The sequence below is a fragment of the Gemmiger sp. An120 genome (assembly GCF_002160955.1).
In the GTDB taxonomy this organism is placed as follows: domain Bacteria; phylum Bacillota; class Clostridia; order Oscillospirales; family Ruminococcaceae; genus Gemmiger_A; species Gemmiger_A avium.
Genome location: NZ_NFLN01000005.1, coordinates 101,336 through 123,249, shown reverse-complemented (window position 1 = coordinate 123,249; position 21,914 = coordinate 101,336). Strand labels below are relative to the sequence as shown.

Below are 21,914 nucleotides of genomic sequence, written 5' to 3'. Positions count from 1 at the left end.
GTACACAAACAGCGCGCTGTGCGCGCAGGAGGTAACGACTATGGAACTGAAAGAGAAAGCCGCCTACCTGAAGGGCCTGATGGAGGGCCTGCAGCTGGACACCGAGAGCAAGGAGGGCAAGGTGCTGGCCGCCATGGCCGATCTGCTGAACGATCTGTGCGCCAAGGTCACCGAGCTGGACGACGATATGGACCAGGTGTACGAGGATCTGGAGCAGGCCTACGATGAGCTGGACGCCATCGACGAGGATATGGACGATCTGGAGAGCGCCGTGTACGGCGACGAGGACGAGGATGAGGACGACGAGGACGGCGAGGATGCCGCCTACGAGCTCACCTGCCCCAACTGCGGCGAGACCTGCGTGGTGGATGAGGACACCCTGCTGGGCGGCGACCTGAGCTGCCCCAACTGCGGCGCGGACTTTGAGATCGAGTTCGAGAGCTGCGACGGCGAGTGCGAGTGCTGCGACGCGGACACCGAGGAATAAGAACCTGTTTTTGATACGGCAGGTTCCTGTATACAGCGCGGGTGCAAGCAGTGCCCGCGCTGTTTTAAGTTCGTTTGAATGAGGTGTATCATGTCAGCTATTCTTCCCTTGGTCCGGGCCGGTCTGTTTTTTCTGTGCATGGCTGGATGGTGGCTGTGGCTGAATCAGTATATGAACATGCCTGTTGCCCTGACGCCGGTTGTCAGCTTCTGCAGCATTGGCTGCATCCTGTATCTGGCAGGCTTGCTCAATGTGCTGATGCCTGTACAGATTGTGCTCTATCTGGGCGGTCTTGCTATTTTGATTGTTGCGCTGGTCCGCCGGTTCCGCACGGTTCTGACGTCCTTTTTGCGCCCGTCCATGATCCTGTTCACCCTGTGCTGGGGTTGGACGATCCTGCGTTTTCGCGGTGCTCTTCTTCAGGGACACGACGATTTTGCCCATTGGGGCATCGTGGCAAAGCGGCTGATTTCCACCGGCCACCTTGCCAATACCGCCACTACCGCCGTGGAGTATCTCGACTATCCTCCCGCTACGGCTCTGTGGATCAAATTTTACTGCAACCTTGTAGGCACTTCGGACGGCACCATGCTGATGGCGCAGGCGCTGTTGGCTGTGGCCTGTGCCTTTGCGGTGGCCGCTCTGGCAAAGAACAGGGCCCAGGGGTTCATCGCGGCCGGTGTGGCACTGGTTCCTTTGAGCTGTGGCCTTGTATATGGCTCATTAATGGTGGACGGTCTTTTGACCATGCTGGGTGTAGCGGCAATCGCCGCCGCAATTGCTCAGCGCAGAAGCAGCCGTCCGGAACTGGCCGCGGTTGCTGCCGCACCTATCCTTGGATTTCTGGCCATAACCAAAAACAGCGGTGTCTTTCTGGCAATACTGGCCGGTCTGCTGATCCTGGCCATTCTGTGGAAGCCTCATACATCCCTGCGCCGCCGTGCCGCAGATGCTGTGGCCGCTCTGGCTTTTCCCACAGTTCTGTGGTATTTGTGGGGGCAGCATATCCGTCTGGTCTATCCGGATGGGATGGAAAGCAAACATGCCGTGGATGCTGCTGCCTACCAGGCCAATCTGGCCGCCAAATCTCCGGAAGACCTGGCGCAGTTTTGGCAGTCTTTTGTTGCCTACTGGCAGGATTTCTCCCACTACGAGAACGTACTGTACTGGTTTGTCCCCCTGGCCGTCTGCATTCTGGCCGTGATTTTGTGGCGCAGCGGGCGGATTCGCGGCGGTCAGGCTGCCATTGCCTGTTGTGCGGCGCTTGGCGGAACCGCTATTTATACCGTTGGCCTGGCTTTTACTTACATCTTCTCGATGCCCGTTGCGGAAATGCTGGTTTTGGCCAGCATCGGCCGGTATTCTCTTACCTTTTCCCTGCTGGTTGCAGGCGGGGGTGGAATCCTGTATCTGGCAAGCTGCCCCACCTCACAAAAGAGGGCTTTCCGGTGGGGTGAAACCGCTGTTGCCGTAGTTCTCTGCCTTGCTTTCATCAACACGTGGGGTGGATTTGGTAAATTTTACAATCGCTCCGGTTATGATCAGAGCGAACAGATTCCCTGGCTGGAGTTCAAACAGGAATACGGGCTTCCGGATGGGGCCAAATACGTAATATACACTGGCGATACCCCGGTGGATACCTGGGCAGACACATTTGTTGCCCGCTATGTTTTCAATACCGACACCCTTTATTTCTGGGTGGACAAGGACGGGCCTCTGGATCTGGACACCATCTGTTATCAGTATGAGTATTTGCTGTTCTGGGGCAGTGATGAAAGCAGCCGCCAGCTGTTGAGTGATTGGGGGTTCGACCCGGATACCCGCTGGATTGAAACCCGGCTGTTTTTGGCCCGGCGGGATGAATACCTGAAAAACGGCACTCCTCTTCCGGAAAGTTCTCTGCCCTCCTGATTCTTCCGTATCACGACAACATATTGAAAAAGCTTCTTTCTTTGCCTGTGTAAAGGAAGAAGCTTTTTTATGGTTGTTCTTTCTGTCTTATCCTAAAGAGCCGGCACAGCAAAACACCCCTGGGATGCATGGCATCTCAGGGGTGTTTTCTGTTTGTTCAGGCACTTGTTTACTTTTTGGCGGGTTCTTCTTTCAGCGCGCGCTCCAGCCACATGGTGCCGATCTCCAGGGCGGTGTACAGCCCGGTTTTGGAGCTCTGCTTCATGATGCGCTCCGGCAGGGGCTTGGAAGCGTTGGTGGACAGCAGCACCACATGAATCTTATCGGCTACCTGCACGCCGTTTTCCTCTTTGGTGGTGAGCACCTGCATGAACACCACATAGGGATCGCTCAGGCTGCCGTAGTAGATCTCATTCTTGCTGCGGACCAGGGGACGGCCTTTATAGGTAAGTTTGGGTTCAAACGCCATTCTCATCACGCTCCATCTCGGTTTAAAGTATCTAAATCAGTATACCACATTTGCGGCCGCATTACAAATCGTCTTTTTCCCGCTCGATCTTTTCCTCGTTGAGTGCCACCTTTTGGGTCAGGGCCCGTATCTTGGAATCCATCTGGCTGAGTTGAATGCTCATAAAGAATTGTTTTACAAACAGTATAAATATGATAGCAAGATACACAACGTTAATTGGGCTCTGGAAACGGAATACATTCGACACCCAATAGGCCACCTGCGGCACAAGGCTCAGGATAAACATGAAAAAGGCAAACAGAAGCCAGAAGATGCTGTCCTCGATCTGCATGCGGGCCTGCCGCACCCGGCGCAGCACAAACGCCACCGTTATCAGGCTGCCCAGCACCAGCACCAGGCGGATCTGCCAACTGATCCCCAACATTGCTTACACGCTCCTTTCAGCATAGGGGCTGTCGGTATCCCGTTTGCGGAACCACTGGATCAGCAGAATCGACAGGCCCATCTTGGTCATATATTCCACACTGCGCACAAAGTTCAGGTAACTCTTGCCGGCGGTGCGTTCCCCCATCTCCACCTGAACCTCCCGCACAACGGCGCCGTTTTTGATCAGGTAGCTAATGGTATCCGGCTCCGGCCCGTAGTTCAGGTTGGTGCTGAATTCCTCCAGCATGGCCCGGTTGAACATCCGCATACCGCTGGTGGGATCGCAGATGGCCTGCCCGGTGGTCAACCGGATAGCCCAGCTGATCAGATAACTGCCCAGCATCCGCAGGCTTTTGGGTTTACGCACAGTTAAAAATCGACTTCCTATTACAATATCGGCCCCTTCTTCCAGCTTGTCCAGCATGGGCTGGATGTACTCGGGCCGATGCTGACCGTCCGCGTCGAACTGCAGCGCGCAGTCATAGCCGTTTTCGGCGGCATAACGCAGGCCGGTCTGGAATGCGCCTGCCAGCCCCAGGTTTACCGGCAGGTCAATCATCCGGTACCCGTGGCGGCGGCAGAGGGCCGCGGTGTGATCCCGGCTGCCGTCGTTGATCACCACATAATCATACTGCGGATAGCGGGCAACCAGGTCATCCACTACCCGCACGATGTTCTCCTGCTCGTTGAAAGCGGGAATCACGATCAATAACTTTGCCATACTTTCCCTTCCTTTTGCAAACGGGTCATTTTGTGCCGGCCAGTTCCAGCAGCCGGGCGGTCACCGCGTCCCAGGTAAACCGCTCCTCCAGCCTTTGCCCGGTCAGGCGGGCCGCCTGATGCCGCCAGGCTTCATCCGTCAGGCAGCGGGTCAGCGCTGCTGCCAGGCTTGTCTCCTCTACCCCGTCCAGCTGCACGCCGTACCGCTCGTCCGGCAGCAGTTCATCGCTGCCGCCGGTGCGGGTGGTCAGAATGGGACAGCCGCAGGCCGCCGCCTCCAGAAAGGTGGTGGGGAAACCCTCGGCGTAGTAGGTGGGCAGGCAGTACAGCTGGGCCTGGGCCAGCAGCTGCATGGCCTGAGCGTAGGGCACCGAACCTGCCAGGTACACACCGGACGGGCAGTTCTCCCGCAGCCGGGGCAGCAGCGGGCCGTCGCCGGCCACCACCAGGCTGCAGCCCGCAGGCGCGGCGGCGGAAAAAGCCCGGATCAGTTCGGCCACCCCTTTTTCCGGGATAACACGCCCCAGATAGACCGCCAGCTTCTGATCGGCGGGCAGGCCCAGCTTTTCGCGCCAGTCCACCCGGTCGGGGGCATTGGCCAGCGCGCGCACCTCCGCCGGGTCCACCGCATTGTACAGCTGGCCTTCGGCCTGGATACCGAAGTGCGCCAGCCAGCGGCAGACCGCCTGGCTGACCCCAAAGAAACGGGGCCGGCAGGCCTTGAGGAAAGCCGCGGCCATATGCTCGTAGCAGGCGCCGGCGGCGTTCAGCAGCCCATTGCCCATGGGCAGATGGCCGGTGGAGTGATCCACTAGAACAGCCGGGATCCGGCGGCGGCGGCACTGGTACGCCGCGTACAGACTGCTCACATAAAACCGGGTATTGATGAGGCACAGGTCGATGGGCTGCTTCCACAATTTGCGGGTGAGCGCTTTCATCCGGCGGCCGGGACGCAGCACCGGGAACCGGCCGTTCATCAGCGGCCAGACCGGCAGGCGCAGGATGCGGATGCCATACTCGTCGGTCTCTTCCTCGGGCAGGCCCGGCAGCGCGCTGGTGACCACCAGAGCGGTGTGCCCGGCCGCCACGACCCGGCGGGCCAGGTTAAAGGTATACCGCTCCACGCCGCCCACAGTGGGCAGATACTGGGCGGAGAAAAAGCAGATGGTCACCGCTGCGGGCCTCCTTTCGCGCTGTCAGGCTTTTTTCTTGTAGACGAACTCCCGCTGGATCTGGAAGCTGATAAAGAACAGCACCATATCCACCACAATCTTGACCGGCAGTTCCGCGCCCACCGGATTGCCCAGCAGTGTAACCGTAATCAGGCTTACCAGACCGGCACTGGCCAGCATCTGGATCACCGCCAGGATAAAGTAGCGGACCACGGCTTGCCTGTGCCCGGCCTGGCTGTGGAACACCACCCGGTGGTTCAGGTAATAGTTATAGGTGGCCGAGCAGACCCGGGCCAGCGCAGTACAGGCAAAGATGGCCATTTTCGGGTCAGCAAACAAGGGTTTGAGCAGCCAGATCAACAGGGTGAACAGCGCCAGATCCAGCACGCTGGAAGACAGGCTGGAGAACAAAAACTTGCCGAAGATGGCATAGATACGGGCGGAATCCCGCAGCGGGTGGAAATGGGAGGTGTGATTCTCCTTGGAATCGTAGATGGTCTGGATGGGCAGTTCCCGGATGGGCAGCCGGTCCTTGGTCTCGATGAGCATATTGCTCTCAAACTCAAACCGCTCCCCCGCCACGTTCATGAGCCGGCGCATAAAGGTGGTGGGCACGCCGCGCAGGCCGGTCTGGGTATCGCTGACCGACACCCCGCACAGAGACCGGAACATAAAGCAGGTGATTTTATTGCCGTACCGGCTTTTGAACGGCACACCCGCGTCGTCAAAATCCCGGCAGCCCAGCAGCAGACTGTCCGGATGGGCGCACATTTCCTGCATGAAGCGCAGAATATCCGGCACCGAGTGCTGCCCGTCGGAATCGGCGGTAATGGCGCCGGGGGCATCCGGCCAGACGTTCAGGCAATGGTTGAAGGCAGTTTTCAGCGCACGGCCCTTGCCCAGGTTTACCGCATGGCGCAGCACCGTGCAGCCCTGCTCTTCCGCTTCGTCAAAATAGTGCCGGTAGCTCTGGGAACTGCCGTCGTCCACCAGCAGGATGCGGCGGATGCCCGCCTGCCTCATTTCCCCCAGCAGGGTGGGCAGACGGTCGTCCGGTTCCAGGGAAGGAATAATCACCGGTACGTCAAGATAATCGAACATAGATTTCTCCTTTTATTATGCACCCGTTTACCGGGCCAGCACCGCAAGAAATACATTCAGCAGCACCCCCGCGTCCACCAGCACAAACGCCAGCACCAGGCCATGGGCGCTGCCCGCAGCCAGGCGGGGTTGTGCCGGCCGCAGCGCCAGCAGCGCCGCAGGCAGGAAACACAGCAGATACCGCCCCTGCAATCCGTACAGAGTGGTGTAATAGATCGGGGTCCAGACCAGGCAGCCGCCTACGGTAAGCCCCAGGCAGAACAGGCACAAAAGGCCTGTCCAGAGCCGGGCCCGCGCCGGCATCGGGGAACCCCCGCCCAGCAGCGCTGCCGCCAGCAGGCCGTACAGCACCAGCACCCAGCCCCAGGCCAGATCCAGGGTGTAATAGCTCAGGCTGCCGCCCACCAGGCTGCGGATATAGTGATCGGTGTTCTCCAGCAGAGTATTTACAAAGAGTTTCAGGGTTGTGCCCGGGTTGTGCAGAATGTAGCTCACACTGTAGGTGGCCTTGTCCTGCTCAGCCACAAGCCCCTGGGTGGGGCCGCTCTCCGCAGACGGTTCCTCTTCGGCTGCATCGGGTTCCGCGGCTTCTGCTTCCGGTTCTGTCACAGACTGCGCTGTGGATTCCGGCGCGGGAGAGACAGTCTGCTCGGGCTGCGCATCCGCCGGTGCGGCGGACACGCTGGAGATATCGGTGGTCCAGATTCCTTCCAGCGTCAGCCGGTTGGTGGGCGACAGGCAGAACGCCAATACTGCCAACACCAGCACGCCCGCTTTGAACCAGTTCCCCCGCCGGCCGATGCGGGCAGCGGGAATCAGCAGCACCAGGGCGGCCAGGGGCAGATACACCATCTTGGCCGGGGCAAACAGCACCGGCAATATCGCCAGCGCCGCCAGATGCACCGGGCGAATCCGCTCAGCCGGGCCCCAGGCAGCATCCAGTACCAGGGCGGTAAAGGCAAACACCAGCCCCAGCAGCAGGCTGTCCCGACTGAAAGAGGCAGCCAGATGCAGGGTCATGGGCAGCAGCGCAACGGCCAGGAATACCCGTTTGCCGAAAGGCGCCCGTTTGACTGCCCAGGCTGTCAGCAGGGCAAAGGCAAGCAGATTGGCCAGCCGCCCCAGCAGCAGCGTGGGGGCAAAGCCCAGATGCAGCATATAGCCCAGCAGCACCGCCAGCCCGCTGACCAGGTACAGGGTATTGTCCGAACTGGCCTGCAGCTCATTATAACAAACGATCTGACCCAGCTTTTCATCACTTCTGGAATCCAGCTGCCGCAGATATTCCCGCCAGGTAAAGACGGTGGTGTTGGCATCCTGCAGCAGCGGGCCCTGGTCGGTGGCCCGGCGGAAGGTTTCCTGGATGGGCACCGCGCCGATGGGATAACCGTCCGGCGCCAGGTGGGTGGAAATACGGGAGGCCAGGGTAAACGCCTGGTTGATGTGATACTGTTCATCCGGCACCGAATACGGGGGCAGCAGCATGGTGAACAGCAGCCCGAACGCCAGTACCAGCACAAAGCACAGCCGGTGCAGCGGCCAGGGCCGCGGCCCGGTAACTGCCGTCGCGTAAAGACAGATCAGCGCGGTGGCCAACAGGCCGAACGCCCAGAAATAGGCAGACACAAAACCGCCGATCTGCTCGGTAACGGCCAGCAGCGCCAGACTGCCGGACACAGGGGTATCCCCCAGATACAGCGTTCCATCCAGGCCGTCCGTGCCGAAGCCCACCGTGGCCTGTGCGCTGCCATCGGTGTACTCAGCGGTCAGAACCAGCCGGTAACGTTCGGCAGTGCCTGCCGCTACCGGCGTGTCCAGCCCCATCACGGTGTATCCGTCCGGCACAAGATAGGCCAGATCACCGGTGCTGATGCTCAGCAATTCGCCGGTATCGTCGTTGTACAGTTCCAGATGCAGTGTTCCGGCACAGGTACCCTCCGCCCGCATCTGAAAGCCCAGGCCCACCAGCGGCCGGTCGGTGGTAAAGGTCTGGGTCAGCGGCTCGGTAAGAGCAAGGCTCTGGTCATACTGATCGTTCAGCTTGACGCTCTGGCTCTTGCTTTGGGCAGGCAGCACTGCCGTAAGCCATATACAAGCCAGTATGCCCAGGCACAGCAGCGCCAGGAAGGCGATGCCCAGCGGCCGGCGATACCGCTTGCAGACAGACAAAACTCGGTTCATCCGCAGGATTCTCCTTAAGGTCGTGGATATTGACAGTATACCATAGTTACAGGGAAAAAGAAATAGCGCCCTGCCTTTGGCAGAGCGCTGCATTTCTCTTTCTTTACTGGGCGCTGACCGGGCGGGGGCTGACCGTCTCCCACAGGCCGGCGGATTTGAGCCAGGCCTCGCAGAACTGGCGCACCGCCCCCTGTCCGCCCGGGAAATCCGACACAAACTGGCAGATTTCCCGTACCTCGGGGGCTGCATCGGCGGGGCAGGCCCGCACGCCGCACAGGCACATGGCGGACAAATCGTTCAGATCGTCCCCCATATAGCCGGTTTCCGTCAGCGAAACTCCCGTTTCAGCCGCCAGCTGCCGCAGGGCAGCCGGCTTTTCCGAGATGCCCTGCACCACGCGGGCAATGCCCAGTTCGGCGGCCCGGTTTTCCACGATCCGGCTGCGGCGACCGGTGAGAATGGCGATCTCCACCCCCGCCGACTGAAGCAGCTTGAGCCCCAGGCCGTCCTTGGCGGAAAAGCGCTTGCACATCTCCCCGTCCGGGCCCATATAGATGGCCCCGTCGGTGAGGGTTCCGTCTACGTCCAGCACCAGCAGGCGCATGGGTCGATAGTCCATACAAGGCTCCTTTCCGGCCGGTTACAGCACGATGCCCGCGGCCAGAATGGCCTGCAGGGTGATGGTGCCCACCACCCGGTTGTCCCCGTCCACCACCGGCATCGCACCGAAGCGGTGGGCTTTGAGCACCTGCAGCGCGTTGACTGCCATGGTATCCGGCGTGGTAAAGGTGGGCCGGGCGGTCATCACATCCCGGATCTGCAGGCTGTACACATCCACGCCCTTGCCCAGCAGGCGGCGCAGATCGCCGTCGGTCAGCACACCGGCCAGACAGCCGTTTTCATCCACCATGGTCACGATACCCAGGGATTTGCGGCTCATCTCCACAATGGCGTCCTTAAAGGTCACATCGGAGCCGATCACCGCGTTTGCCTCGCCGGTAAACATGATGTCCCCTACCCGGTAGATCAGCTTTTTGCCCAGCGCGCCCGCCGGGTGGTACATGCCGAAGTTCTCCTGGGTAAAGCCGTAAACGCCGCTGGCCACCACGGCCAGCGCGTCGCCATATACCAGGGTGGCGGTGGTGCTGGAGGTGGGCGCCAGGCCCAAATGACAGGCTTCGTCAAACTTGGGGAACACCTGTACCACATCACAGGCACGGGCCAGGGTGGAGTTGGGGTTTCCGGTGATGCCCACCAGGGTGGCGCCGATCATCCGGATATTGGGCAGGATGCGGGTGATCTCTTCACTTTCGCCGCTGTAGCTGATGGCGATGACCACGTCCTGCGGCCCCACCATGCCCAGGTCGCCATGCAGGGCCTCGGCGGGATGCAGATGAAAGGCAGGGGTGCCCAGGCTGGCCAGCGTGGCCGCCAGCTTGGCGGCGATGTGGCCGGGCTTGCCCATGCCGGTCAGGATCACGCGGCCCTTGCAGCCGGTGACCAGGTCCAGAATCTGCACAAAAGTTTCGTCCAGCGCATCCCGGGTACGGCGCAGCGCCTCGATCTCCACGTCAAAAACGCGGCGGGCATCGGCCAGTTTTTCGGTATCGTTCATGGAATCCTCCTCAGCGCACCGCGCGGTAGACCCGCATGAGCCGTTCCATCATAGGTTCCAGCTCAGCCAGCGGCACCATGTTGGGCCCGTCGGAGAGGGCCTTGTCCGGGTCGGGGTGCACCTCCATAAAGAGGGCGTCCGCGCCGGCGGCCAGCGCCGCCTTGGCCAGCGGTTCCACATAGGCCCGGTTGCCGCCGGTGCAGCTGCCCTTTCCCCCGGGCTTCTGCACACTGTGGGTGGCGTCAAATACCACCGGCCAGCCCAGCTTTTTCATCTCCGGGATGCCGGTCATATCCACCACCAGGGTATTGTAGCCGAAGCTGGTGCCCCGCTCGCAGAGCATCAGATCCTGGCAGCCGCTTTCCACCAGCTTGTTCACCACATTGGCCATATCCCAGGGGGCCAGGAACTGGGCCTTTTTCACGTTTATCTTGCGGCCGGTGCGGGCTGCCGCCACCAGCAGATCGGTCTGTCGGCAAAGGAACGCCGGAATCTGCACCAGATCGCAGACCTTGCCCACCGGCTCGGCCTGCCAGGGCTCATGGATATCGGTGGCCAGTTTCAGGCCGTACCGGTCCTTGACCTTCTGCAAAATCTCCAGCCCCTCTTCCAGCCCGGGGCCGCGGAAAGAGGCCAGGCTGGTGCGGTTGGCCTTGTCAAACGAGGCTTTGAAATACAGATCCAGCCCCAGCCGGTCGGCGATCTGCGCCAGACGAGGGGCGATCTCCATCACCAGCTGCTCCGATTCGATCACACAGGGGCCGGCAATCCAGATCATGGGCTTGTCCATAGTTCCTCCTTATACCCGGTCGGGGTGGGCTTCGATGTAGGCACGCACCCGTTCCAGATCCTTGTAGGTGTCCACTGCAACTGTGTCGGAATCCACCACGCCGATGCGGATCTTGACGCCGTGCTCCACCAGGCGCAGCAGCTCGATCTCCTCCGCCTTTTCCAGCGGGCCCATCTCCAGCGTGGCGTAGTACAGCAGGGTCTCCCGCTTGAAGGCATAGACGCCGATCGGCTTGTAGATGATGTAATCCAGCGCCGCCTTGGGATAAGGCACCGGGCTGCGGGTGAACAGCAGGATATCGTTGTTCACATCGCAGACCACCTTGGGGGTGGTGCCGTTGATCACGTCCACCGGGTTGTGGTACGGGGTTTTCAGGGTGGCGCAGGGAATCTGCGGCTCCGACTGGATGGTGTCCAGCACCGCGTCGATGGTGGCGGGCTCCAGCAGGGGCTCGTCCCCCTGGATGGTTACATAGATGTCAGCCACGATCTTGGTGGCCACTTCGGCCAGGCGCTCGGTGCCGTTTTTATGCTCGGTGCTGGTCATGACGCAGGGAATGCCATACTGGCGGCAGGCGGACTCGATCCGCTCGTCGTCGGTGGCCACATACACCTCGTCCAGACGGGCTACCTTGCTGGCCCGGTGGTAGACCCACCAGACCATGGGTTTGCCGCAGATGTCCGCCAAGGGCTTACCGGGGAACCGGCTGCTCTGGTAACGGGCGGGAATCACACCGATGATCTTCATAGTTGCTTACCCCTTTTCTTGTTCCGGCGGCGGCGTGCGGAAGTCCGCCAGATTGATGTCCTGAATATCAATAAGCTCGTCGGCACAGCGCAGATTGCGCACCGCATTGGTGCCAAATCCTATCGCGCGGCCAAACCGCACGTCAAAGCAATAATCCAACAGTTCGGCCGGCATGAACCGGTTCAGCACCACCGCGTCGGGGAACAAGGCTTTGTAATCGGTCTCGTCCCGGGGATGGGTCTTGATGAACAGCTGGCGGCCGGCAGCGTATTTTTCCACGATATAGCGGCACAGCCGGTCCTGATCCGCCTGGCAGAAAACCTCCCGGTCCGCGTAGTAGCCGCGGGACAAAAACAGGCAGCTGTCCGGGCTTACCGGCGGGATCTCCTCGCCGGCAAACACCCGGCGCAAAGCGGCCCGGCCCGCCGCATCCAGCGTCTTCAGCCGGGCAAACACATCAAATTCCCGCAGTTTGCCGGGATAATAGGCCACTGTCTCCGGCCTGGCCACCTCCACGGCGGTCACACCCCGGTACGCGCCCCAGAACAGGTAGCCCGCCCCGGTCAGCTGCCGCCGGGTGAAGTCCGGCTCGGCGGCCTGGTCGTCAATCCAATGGTTGGGATGGTCCAGATTGTTGTAGGTATCCTCGCCCAGCACATAGGCCACGCCCCGGTCCTGCAAATAACGCCCGGCGCTGTTCCAGTCGTTATAGATGCAGATTTCCCGGTACTCGCCCAGGCGCAGCGGAAATCCCGCCGCTGCCGCATGCTTGAAGGCCATTGTGCGGCGCATCAGCAATGAAGTGTTCTCCAGCGACGGGTACTGTTCTGTATTGTCCTGGGGCAGGAAGGTACGGCCCGCCAGGCCGGCCTCCTGCAGCCGGGCAGCCAGCTGAGCCCGGGCGGGCAGCGCGGCGGAAAGCCAAAAATCCGCGCGAAAGCCCTCCGGCGCGCACAGCACCTTGACCACACTGACCATTGCCTGGTACTGAGTATGGCAGATAAACAGAACGTCGGCGCCCATGCTTATACTTCCTTCTGTTCCAGAATGGTTACCGGCTTGAAGTGGATGGGGCCCCAGGCCATATGCCACTGAGGCACCAGCAGATCGGTGCCGGTGACCTCAAAGCTGAACTCCACATTGGGCTTGTCCAGGCAGACGCCCTGGCCTACCACGCCCTCAAACACGTCCATATAGAAGTAATACTGCCCCTCACCGAACATGGAGACATCCAGGGAGAAGATGGTCTCGTAGGTTTTCCCGGGCTCAGTGGGGCCCAGGTCCACCGGATGGGTGATGCCGATGGGTGTGGAGTCCCGCCGGTGCAGGTTCAGTTTCAGGTTTACGCCCTTGAACGCCTCATTGGCATACCATTTGACCCGGATGCGTATCGGCTGTTCTTTGGGGAATACAGTGGCCTGGCAGTCCAGGAAATCCAGGCTCTGCAGCTGCAGGCGGGTGCCTGCGCCGGTGGTGGAACGGCCCACATTGATCAGGTCGTAATGGGGCACGTTTACATTGCTGCTGTCCATATAGAGGGCGATGGCCTTTTCCACGTCGCCGTCGTAGATGACCCGGCCCTGATCCAGCACCACGCAGCGGTCACACAGCTGGCGGATGGTGCTCATGTTATGGCTTACATACAGCACGGTACGGCCTTCCTGGTTGGCGGCGTCGCTCATACGGCCCAGACACTTTTTCTGGAACTTCATATCGCCCACGGCCAGGACTTCGTCCATAACCATGATTTCGCTGTCCAGATGGGCGGCCACCGAGAAAGCCAGCTTGACGAACATACCGCTGGAATACCGCTTGACCGGGGTGTCGATAAATTCGGCACACTCGGAGAATTCAATGATCTCGTCCAGTTTGGCGGTAATTTCTGCCTTGGTCATGCCCAGGATGGTGCCGTTCATGTAGATGTTTTCCCGGCCGGTCATCTCGCCGTTGAAGCCGGTGCCCACCTCCAGCATACTGGCTACCCGGCCCTTGATGCAGATCTCGCCCTCGGTAGGAGCGGTAATGCGGGAAAGGATCTTGAGCAGGGTGCTCTTGCCGGCGCCGTTGCGGCCGATAATGCCCACGGCCTCGCCCTTGTGCACATCAAAACTGACCCCGTTCAGAGCCATGAACTTGGTACCCCAAAGGCGGGTATCGGTACCCACGATGGTGTTGGGGTCCTCACGGCCATGAATACGGGCCCACCAGCTCTGCAGGTCGGCGGTTAAGGTGCCACCGCCAATCTGGCCCAGCTTGTACTGTTTTTTTACGTCCCGGATACTGATCACCGTTTCAGGACGGGTCATTTCATTGTTTGCCATTGCTGCCACGCCTCCTTACACGGTATCCATAAAGGTCTTTTCAATGCGGCTGAACAGGATTACGCCGCAGGTCAGCACCACAGCGGTCCACGCCAGGCTGTAGAGCAGCGCCCCTATCGACACCGAACCGCAGCCCAGCAGCGCATAGCGGTAGGCCTGCACCGGGCCGGTCATGGGGTTGAGCCCCACCAGGAACTTCAGTGTGGGAGAGGAATCCAGCTGAGACATGGGATAAACGACCGGGGTAGCATACATCCACAGGGACACGCCAAAACCTACCACCACCGCCAGGTCGCGGTACTTGGTGGTCAGGCTGGACACAATAATGCCCATGCCCAGGCCGAATGCCATAACCATGATCAGAATAAACGGCAGTGCCAGGATCCACAGGTTGGGCCGCACTACGCCGCCCTCCACGCTGGGGTTCAGCAGGAAGTAGACCCAGAAGATCAGGAACATGCAGAACTGAATGCCGAAGTTGGCCAGCGAGGTGAGGACCTGCGAAACCGGCTGTACCAGGCGGGGGAAATAGATCTTGCCGAACAGGCCCGCGTTGTTGGTGAAGGTATTGGCGGTGCCGGTCAGGCAGGTGGAGAAGAAGGACCAGACCGCGTTGCCGGCCATGTAGAACAGGAACTGGGGGGCGCCTTCGGTGGAGATCTGCGCGATACCGCCGAACACCACCGTGAAGATCACACTGGTGATCAGCGGGCTGACAACCACCCACAGCGGCCCCAGAATGGTCTGCTTATAGGTAATGATGAAATTGCGCTTTACAAACAGAAGGATCAGATCCCGGTAATCCCATACTTCCTTGATGTCGATGTCAAACCATCCGGTATGGGGACGGATGACCGTTGTCCACTTCTCGTTTTTGCTCGTTTGTGCCATTTCATTCCCTCGTTTTCATATAGTCAGAATCGCATAACGGCTACTGTGCAGCACATCGGTTCATTATATCATGCACAGCTGTAAAATGCAAAACGCGCCGCACTATTTGCAGCGGCGCAGCAGCCGGTCCAGATGATCCGCCCGGTCCAGCAGACGGCGGTCCGCCTGTGAGCTGGCCGACAGACGGCGGATCACACCGGGCAGCCGCATACGGAACGCGATGTAAAACGGCGAATCCAGGTGATGGCGTTTCATGTATTGCAGCATCTCCCGCAGGCGCGGATCCCGCAGCAGTGCCCACACCGCCGGCTGCTGTTCCGGCGTTTGGCAGCTGTATATGCCGTATGCCAGTGTCTGCAGGCACTGGCGCAGAATTGTCCGCATATCCCGGGGCGGTACACCGTACCGGCCGGTATAATCCCGGAACAGATCCCAGAACATTGTCAGGTGCCAGGGCTGCAGAGGCTGCAGCCGGTTGCTGACGCTTGCCTCATTGCCGGTTTCATAATAGTAGGCGGCCATATTGATCAGCAGCAGGCCACCCGCCGGCGCATCCGCAAACAGCTGTTCACAGTAAAGGTTGCAGAAGGGCAGATCGTCGGTGCCGTCCTGGATGGATTCATCAAACCGGATCTCCGGGTGAGCCGTCAGAAGTTCACGGTCGAACAGCTTGGTCCATACATAGTGGGTGGTACCCCAGGCATAAAATCTCCCCAGTTCCGAAAGGGAGAACCGGGTAAACGGCTCTGTGCCCGGCGCATGAACCTCTTTCCAGGTACTGAACGGCCAGGTGATCAACTCGCCGGGACGGGCCAGTTTCAGCGCTTCGGAAATGCTTGCCAGGGTATGGGGATAAAACCGGTCATCCTGATCCAAAAACAGGATCCACCGTCCGCGCGCCTCCTGAATGCCCCGGTTGCGGGCACTGGTTACGCCTCCGTTTGGTTTGTGGATCACCCGCAGCCGGGAATCCCCGGCTGCCAGCGCGTCGCAGAGGGCACCGCTTCCATCCGGGCTTCCATCATCGATCAGCAGCGCTTCAAAGTCTCCCATGGTTTGGGCCAGCAGGCTGTCCACACAGCCTTTCAGAAACGCTTCGCCCCGATAAACGGGGATGATTACAGAAAAAAGCGGCATGTACGCCTCCCTTTTATCTTACAGGGCCAAAAATACGATCATGAATTGCCTGGCCCCGGTAATGCCATGTGAGATAGCGGGACTCGTTTTCCGCCTGCATTTGTCCCAGACGGGCAAAACCGCCCAGCCAGCGCAGCCGAAGCGGCCAATAATACAGGGAGAAATAGTGCCGCTGCCGGAACACCCGGCGCAGCTGATCCGCGTAAGGGCCGGCCAGCCAGGCGCGGGCACGGGCGCGGCGCTCATCCATCGGGCCGTTTTCCAGGCAGAGGACAGAATGCAACCCTACCCCGATCGTGCGCAGATAGTTCTGATAGATGGCACAGCTGTCCGCGGCCGGGATGTGAAAGACCTGCTCGGCAATGGTCAGGGTCTCGTGGAACACCCGGCTCCAATTTTCACAGAAATCCGGCGCAAACTGCCGGGAAAGGCTGTTTTCCTTGCCGTTGTTGTCGTAAAAATACAGACCGGCTTCCAGCATCCGGAAGCCGCCCCGGGGATGCTTGGCAAACAGGGCACGGGAATACTGAAACACAAAAACCAGATCCTCGCCCAGGCGAAGGCTTTCATCGAAGCGAACCCCGCTGGTCTGAAGAAGTTCCCGGTCAAACAACATGGCCCAGACTGCCCCGAACCAGCCGTTCCGGTACAGGTTGCCGATCTGCTCCTGGCGCCAGACCGACACCTTCATTTCTTCCCGCTGTTTTACCAGGCCGGACTCTCCGGTGCAGTATTTCCAGAGGATAAAGTCATCCGGAAAACGCTCGGCCTGCTGCAGCGCGCATTCCAGAAGAAACGGGGAAATCTGATCATCGCTGTCCATAAAGGCCAGGCGGCGCCCCCGGGCGGCCTCCAGCCCTGCGTTTCGGGCGCTGGCCGCGCCGCCGTTCGGTTTGTGAATCACCCGCACCCGGAGATCCGCCGCGGCGTATGCATCGCAGATTGCACCGCTGTCGTCCGGACTGCCGTCGTCCACCAGGATCAGTTCAAAATCCGGGCAGCTCTGGGCCAGCACGCTGTCCACGGCCCGCGGCAGCCACTGCCGGGCTTTATAAACCGGAATTACCAACGATATCTCGGGCTGGGCGGTCATGGGCATGCTCCTGTCCGGCAGAAGGTCTGCCATGGTTTGTTTCTTGGAAAAATCATTCCTGCGCCGGCGCTTCGGACGGAAGTTCTTCCTCTGTCCCGGCCGGAACCGGCGCGCCCACGCCGGCCAGACGGCAGAAATGCTCATAGTAGGTCTGGCGGCTGAACGCCTGGGCCCGTTCCACACCGGCCTTGCCGATGCGGGCGCGGATGCGGGGATGGATGCGCAGGTAATGCACCGCTTCCAGCAGGCTTTCGGTCATGGGCTTGGCCTCCGGCAGCGGGGCGGTCAGGGTACCATAGACGATCTCGTCCCGGTCCACCAGCAGCGCCCCGGAACCCTCCAGATACTCGGGCATACCGCCGGACCGGGCCGCCACCACCGGGCAGCCGCAGGCCATGGCTTCGATGGCGGTAATGCCGGCGGGCTCGTCCCACAGCGCGGGGAAGCAGGCCGCGTTGGCCGCCCGGTAGTAGGCGGGCAGCTTCTCATTGGGAATGAAGCCGGTAAAGACGATCCGGCCCTGCTCCTGCAGGTCGGCAGCACCCTGCCGCAGCTGGGAGAAGAAGGGGGAATCGCTCTCGTCGTCAAAGAAGGGGCTGCCGATCACCAGCAGCTTGACCGCCGGGTCCTCGCAGCGGCGCAGCGCCTCCACCAGACGGTGGATACCCTTTTCCGGGCAGATGCGCCCGCAGAACAGCACCACAAAATCCTCTTTGGAGAAGCCCAGCTCCTCCCGCAGGGCCTGCGCCTGGGCCTTTTCTGCCTTTTCACCCGGGCAGAAGCGGCTCACATCCACGCAGTTGGGGATCATATGCACCGCCATGGGGCGGGTGGGCGTCCACAGGCCGGCCACATACTGGCTGATGGCGATCACGCCGCCGTACAGGCTTTCAAGATCAGGGGTGCACTGGGTCTGCATGTGCAGATGGGCCAGCATCTTGTCCCGGCCGACCTGGCGGCTGATATGGGCCAGTTCCAGCAGATTGCCGCCCTCGGCAATTACCAGATCCGGTTTTTCCTCCTTGACCAGCTTGGCCACCCGGTTGTACCAGGGATCCAGCGGCACCGGCTGGTTCAGGCGGCGCATCACGCCGCACATGGGCCCCCACAGCCCCCGCTCATCCTTATGGGGCAGGTAGTAGATCCGGGTGTGGGGATACAGCGCGGCCTGCTCCTGGGCGGTGTCGTCCGGGGCGCTCACGCAGATCAGGTCCAGCCGCTGCTGGATCTCATTTTCCTGGATCAGATGGGTGATCAGGCTCTCCACGGCGCCGCCGCGGGTGGCGGGCACCGGAAGATCCGGAGGCGGGATCAGAAACAGCTTGGGCTTATTGCCAGCTGTTGACGGCGTCAACGACATACTGTACCTCCTCATCGGTCATTCCGTTGTAGAGCGGCAGGCTCACCACCTGGTCGGCGTAGGCCTCCGCGATGGGATAATCCCCCGGACAGCCGCCCAGCTTGGCATAGCAGGGCGCCAGATGGGGCGGGATGGGATAGTGGATCTGGGCGTGGATGCCCGCCTGTTCCAGATGGGCCATCAGGCCGGCCCGGTCGGCGGTGCGCACCACAAACAGGTGCCACACATGGCCGCAGCCGGGGCGGATGGCGGGCAGGATCAGTTTTTCATTCCGGATACCGGCCAGATACCGCCGGGCCACGCTTTCCCGCTGGGCGATCAGTTCGGCCACATGGGGCAGCTTGGCCCGCAGCAGGGCGGCCTGCAGTTCATCCAGGCGGCTGTTCACGCCGTTTTCCATCTCGTTGTGATACTTGACCTTGCTGCCGTAGTTGCGCAGGGTGCGCACCTTGTCGGCCAGGTCGGGGTTATCGGTGACAATGCAGCCCGCGTCCCCGAAAGCGCCCACGTTCTTGGTGGGGAAAAAGCTGAAGCAGCCGATATCCCCGAAGGTACCGGCCATCTTTCCTTTATAGCGGGCGGTGTGTGCCTGGGCGCAGTCCTCCACCACAAACAGGTTGTGGCGGCGGGCCACCTCCAGAATGGGGTCCATGTCGCAGATCTGCCCGTACAGGTGCACCGGCAGGATGGCCCGGGTGCGGGGGGTAATGGCTGCTTCCAGCCGGGCGGCATCCAGCAGGTAGAACTCGTCCGGCTCCACAAACACCGGGGTGGCCCCGTTCAGGGTAACGCCCATGACGCTGGCGATAAAGGTATTGGCGGGCACCAGCACCTCGTCGCCGGGGCCCACGCCCAGCGCCCGGAAGGCCAGCACCAGCGCGTCCAGGCCGCTGCCTACCCCCACGCAGTATTTGCTTTCGTTAAAGGCGGCGTATTCCTGTTCAAAGGCTTCCAGCTCTTTGCCAAGAATATACCAGCCGCTGCGCAGCGCCCGCAGGGCCGCCGCCTCATATTCGTCCTGGAACTGGCGGAACTGCCGGTCCAGCACGTTGAATTCAATCTTCATTCCTTGTGCGCCTCCTTGCACCAGGCGAGGAACCGGTCATACTCCCGGATATAGTCGGCCTCGTCGTAATGTTCACTGGCTGCCACGCAGAGCACTGAATCGCTCTGCTCCCACAGCATTTCCCGCCACAGGCCGCTGTCCAGCAACAGGCCCTTGTCCGGGCTGTCCAGCAGAACCTCGGCCTTTTCCCGGCCGTCGTCCAGCAGGATGCGGATGCGCCCGTAGGGGCAGAACAGCAGCTGGCGCAGCTGCCGGTGGGCATGGCCGCCCCGCAGCACCCCCGCGGAGGTGCCGTGGATATAGTAGATGCGCTTGATCTCAAAGGGCAGCTCGATGCCGCCCTCAAAAAAACTCAGGTACCCCTCGCCGGGGGTCTCAATGGTGCGGATGGGAAGGAGCCTGTACTGCATAGCCTTGAAAACCTGCCTTTCCATCATACAAAATACCCGATTTCATAGGATAAGTCAAATCTTTTTCAGCGCCTGACGCAGGCACTGGGCCCGCACCGGCAGCGGCAGCAGACGGCAGCGGGCAGCGGCACCGGCCAGCGGACGCATCCGGACCTGTACCTGCCGCCAGCGGGTGCGCAGCGCCTCGTCGGCGGGCTGATGCCCGGCCTGGGCGCTCAGGGACAGGTACCGCCGCCAGCAGGCGGCCAGCGCCCGGTCCTGCAGATCGGCGGGCAGGCCCCGGGCTACAAAGAACTCGTACCGGTCGCAGAGGGCATCCGCCGCGTCAAAGCTGGAGGGAGACAGGCCGGTGCGGCAGATGCTGCCCGGCCGCAGCCGGTAGTGATAGACCACCCGGCCGCTGCACGCCACCCGGCCGCTGGCCAGCAGCAGACGGTGGGCCACCGCGTCATCCTCGTTGTTCAGCCCCTCCGGGTAGCGCAGGGATTTCCAGAGCCCGGCGGCGTACAGCTTGTTCCAGGCGACCGTATAATAGGTGGCCTGGGGGCTGTACAGACAAGACAGCAGGCTGCGGCCGCTGAAGGTCCCCTCCTCCATCGGCGTGGTGAGCGCCGGAGTGGGCAGCGAGGCGCCCTGCTCATCCACGTCCTCCACCGCGCCGATGGCCATATCGGCCTGTTCGCGGGTGATGGCGGTGTGCAGGGTTTCCAGGTAATCCGCCGTGACCAGATCATCCGAGTCCACAAAGGCGATGTAGCGGCCCCGGGCGATCTCCAGACCGGCATTGCGGGCGCTGGACAGGCCCCCATTTTGCTTGTGGATCACCCGGATACGGCCGTCCCGCCCGGCCCAGGCATCGCAGAGCGCGCCGCACTCGTCCGGGCTGCCGTCGTCCACCAGGATCAACTCAAAGTCCCGGAAGGTCTGGCTGGTCAGGCTGGCGAGACAGGCGGGCAGGAATTCCTGCACCTTGTACACCGGCACGATGACGCTGATCTCAGGCATGGCGCGCTCCTTTCCGCCGTTCGGTAAAATCGCCCCAGGCCTTGGCGGCCCGGTAGACCAGCTCCGGGTTCTGGCAGAACAGCATGGCCCGCAGCTTCTCCCCTTTGGCGATGTGCGGGCAGGCCCGGATGGCCCGTTTCAGGCCGCGCAGCACCGGCAGATGGGCGGCAAACGCCGCCCGGGCAGTCTCGTCCAGTTCGCCCTGCTGACGGGCATGCACATAAAAGATGTAGAACACCTGCCAGTACCGTGCCAGCGCCCACTGGGCCAGATCCTCCCGGCCGGGGCGGGTAAGCAGGTAGTCATACCACATTTTATAGACGGTCAGGTCGTCCAGCATGCGGGGACGAAAAGCAGCGGCGGTCAGGCTGCCCGCCCGTTCCCGGTAAAAATAGAGTTCGTCCGGCAGGCAGACGATCTGCTGGCCGTCGTAGATTTTGTGCAGGATGTTGCAGTCATCCCCGTACAGCAGGGTGGTATCGAACCGCAGCCCCTCGAACAGCCGGGCATCGATCAGCTTGTTCCAGCAGAGCATGCCGTACATGCCGCCGTTCTGGAATACATCCCGGAACAGTTCCAGCGCGTCCTGCCGGCCGCAGAGCGCGGCGGACACGGTGCGTTCCACCTTCTGGTCCTGCTCGTTGATGCAGCGGGCGTTGCAGCCCGCCATGGCGCAGCCCGCCTCGGTCAGGGCCCGGTACAGCTTTTCGTACATATCCGGCGCGATCAGATCGTCCGAATCCACAAAGCCGATGTACTGGCCCCGGGCGGCGTCCAGGCCGGCGTTGCTGGCGCTGGCCGGGCCGCCGTTGGGCTTGTGGATCACCCGGATGCGGCTGTCCTTGGCGGCCCACTCGTCGCAGAGTTCGCCGCAGCCGTTGGGGCTGCCGTCCTCCACCAGGATCAGCTCAAAATCCGTGAGGGTCTGGGCCAGGATGCTCTGGATGGTGCGGGGCAGGTAGTCTTTGGCGTCGTATACGGTGGTGATGATACTGATAAGGGGCATAGTGTC

At 61.3% G+C, this 21,914-nt stretch carries 22 protein-coding genes; 2 read left to right on the top strand and 20 right to left on the bottom strand.

Features of this window, described 5'->3' with window-relative positions; genetic code table 11:
• Positions 1-40: 40 nt before the first annotated feature.
• Together B5E65_RS06410 and B5E65_RS06405 are read left to right on the top strand one after the other, a co-directional pair.
• Entirely contained in the window at positions 41-487 is a 447-nt protein-coding gene (locus B5E65_RS06410) for a CD1247 N-terminal domain-containing protein (RefSeq protein WP_087170939.1), read from the top strand.
• Positions 488-577: 90 nt separating this feature from the next.
• Positions 578-2,398, top strand: coding sequence for a hypothetical protein (locus B5E65_RS06405; RefSeq protein WP_143402981.1), 1,821 nt, complete (start codon positions 578-580; stop codon positions 2,396-2,398).
• A 169-nt stretch (positions 2,399-2,567) separates the two neighbouring features.
• Here B5E65_RS06405 and B5E65_RS06400 read toward each other — a convergent pair whose 3' ends face one another.
• The 20 genes from B5E65_RS06400 to B5E65_RS06305 form a co-directional block, all read right to left on the bottom strand.
• Positions 2,568-2,867: a hypothetical protein gene (locus B5E65_RS06400; RefSeq protein ID WP_087170937.1), complete on the bottom strand. Its 300-nt coding sequence runs from the start codon at positions 2,865-2,867 to the stop codon at positions 2,568-2,570.
• Between the two features lie 61 nt (positions 2,868-2,928).
• Positions 2,929-3,291 (bottom strand): DUF2304 domain-containing protein, encoded by a 363-nt coding sequence (locus B5E65_RS06395; RefSeq protein ID WP_087170936.1) that lies wholly within the window; start codon positions 3,289-3,291, stop codon positions 2,929-2,931.
• A gap of 3 nt (positions 3,292-3,294) precedes the next feature.
• Entirely contained in the window at positions 3,295-4,014 is a 720-nt protein-coding gene (locus tag B5E65_RS06390) for a glycosyltransferase family 2 protein (protein ID WP_087170935.1), read from the bottom strand.
• A gap of 25 nt (positions 4,015-4,039) precedes the next feature.
• On the bottom strand, positions 4,040-5,185 hold the full coding sequence (locus B5E65_RS06385; RefSeq protein WP_087170934.1) for a glycosyltransferase family 4 protein: 1,146 nt from the start codon (positions 5,183-5,185) through the stop codon (positions 4,040-4,042).
• Between the two features lie 24 nt (positions 5,186-5,209).
• A complete protein-coding gene (locus B5E65_RS06380) occupies positions 5,210-6,286 on the bottom strand; it encodes a glycosyltransferase (RefSeq protein ID WP_087170933.1) in 1,077 nt (358 codons plus the stop codon).
• A 27-nt stretch (positions 6,287-6,313) separates the two neighbouring features.
• Positions 6,314-8,467: a DUF2142 domain-containing protein gene (locus B5E65_RS06375; RefSeq protein ID WP_158098532.1), complete on the bottom strand. Its 2,154-nt coding sequence runs from the start codon at positions 8,465-8,467 to the stop codon at positions 6,314-6,316.
• A 103-nt stretch (positions 8,468-8,570) separates the two neighbouring features.
• Positions 8,571-9,086, bottom strand: a complete 516-nt coding sequence (locus B5E65_RS06370) for a KdsC family phosphatase (protein ID WP_087170931.1) — start codon at positions 9,084-9,086, stop codon at positions 8,571-8,573.
• Between the two features lie 21 nt (positions 9,087-9,107).
• A complete protein-coding gene (locus B5E65_RS06365) occupies positions 9,108-10,082 on the bottom strand; it encodes a KpsF/GutQ family sugar-phosphate isomerase (RefSeq protein WP_087170930.1) in 975 nt (324 codons plus the stop codon).
• A gap of 10 nt (positions 10,083-10,092) precedes the next feature.
• Entirely contained in the window at positions 10,093-10,872 is a 780-nt protein-coding gene (gene kdsA / locus B5E65_RS06360; protein ID WP_087170929.1) for a 3-deoxy-8-phosphooctulonate synthase, read from the bottom strand.
• Between the two features lie 9 nt (positions 10,873-10,881).
• Positions 10,882-11,619 (bottom strand): 3-deoxy-manno-octulosonate cytidylyltransferase, encoded by a 738-nt coding sequence (gene kdsB / locus B5E65_RS06355; RefSeq protein ID WP_087170928.1) that lies wholly within the window; start codon positions 11,617-11,619, stop codon positions 10,882-10,884.
• 6 nt (positions 11,620-11,625) lie between these two features.
• Positions 11,626-12,642 (bottom strand): polysialyltransferase family glycosyltransferase, encoded by a 1,017-nt coding sequence (locus B5E65_RS06350; RefSeq protein WP_087170927.1) that lies wholly within the window; start codon positions 12,640-12,642, stop codon positions 11,626-11,628.
• Positions 12,643-12,644: 2 nt separating this feature from the next.
• A complete protein-coding gene (locus tag B5E65_RS06345; RefSeq protein ID WP_087170926.1) occupies positions 12,645-13,940 on the bottom strand; it encodes an ABC transporter ATP-binding protein in 1,296 nt (431 codons plus the stop codon).
• Positions 13,941-13,955: 15 nt separating this feature from the next.
• Positions 13,956-14,831 carry an ABC transporter permease gene (locus B5E65_RS06340; protein ID WP_087170925.1) on the bottom strand — a complete coding sequence of 292 codons (876 nt, stop codon included), beginning with the start codon at positions 14,829-14,831 and terminating at the stop codon, positions 13,956-13,958.
• A gap of 102 nt (positions 14,832-14,933) precedes the next feature.
• The gene (locus tag B5E65_RS06335; RefSeq protein WP_087170924.1) at positions 14,934-15,968 is read right to left on the bottom strand and encodes a glycosyltransferase family 2 protein; all 1,035 of its coding nucleotides are present in this window, start codon (positions 15,966-15,968) and stop codon (positions 14,934-14,936) included.
• 13 nt (positions 15,969-15,981) lie between these two features.
• Positions 15,982-17,094 carry a glycosyltransferase family 2 protein gene (locus tag B5E65_RS06330; RefSeq protein WP_158098531.1) on the bottom strand — a complete coding sequence of 371 codons (1,113 nt, stop codon included), beginning with the start codon at positions 17,092-17,094 and terminating at the stop codon, positions 15,982-15,984.
• A 19-nt stretch (positions 17,095-17,113) separates the two neighbouring features.
• Positions 17,114-18,421 (bottom strand): glycosyltransferase family 4 protein, encoded by a 1,308-nt coding sequence (locus B5E65_RS06325; RefSeq protein ID WP_143402980.1) that lies wholly within the window; start codon positions 18,419-18,421, stop codon positions 17,114-17,116.
• Positions 18,390-19,487: a DegT/DnrJ/EryC1/StrS family aminotransferase gene (locus B5E65_RS06320; RefSeq protein ID WP_087170921.1), complete on the bottom strand. Its 1,098-nt coding sequence runs from the start codon at positions 19,485-19,487 to the stop codon at positions 18,390-18,392. The genes B5E65_RS06325 and B5E65_RS06320 overlap by 32 nt, the downstream gene beginning before the upstream one ends.
• On the bottom strand, positions 19,484-19,897 hold the full coding sequence (locus B5E65_RS06315; protein WP_087170993.1) for a sugar 3,4-ketoisomerase: 414 nt from the start codon (positions 19,895-19,897) through the stop codon (positions 19,484-19,486). The genes B5E65_RS06320 and B5E65_RS06315 overlap by 4 nt, the downstream gene beginning before the upstream one ends.
• Positions 19,898-19,951: 54 nt before the next feature.
• Positions 19,952-20,902, bottom strand: a complete 951-nt coding sequence (locus B5E65_RS06310) for a glycosyltransferase family 2 protein (protein WP_087170920.1) — start codon at positions 20,900-20,902, stop codon at positions 19,952-19,954.
• Positions 20,895-21,908 (bottom strand): glycosyltransferase family 2 protein, encoded by a 1,014-nt coding sequence (locus tag B5E65_RS06305; protein WP_087170919.1) that lies wholly within the window; start codon positions 21,906-21,908, stop codon positions 20,895-20,897. The genes B5E65_RS06310 and B5E65_RS06305 overlap by 8 nt, the downstream gene beginning before the upstream one ends.
• Positions 21,909-21,914: the final 6 nt, after the last annotated feature.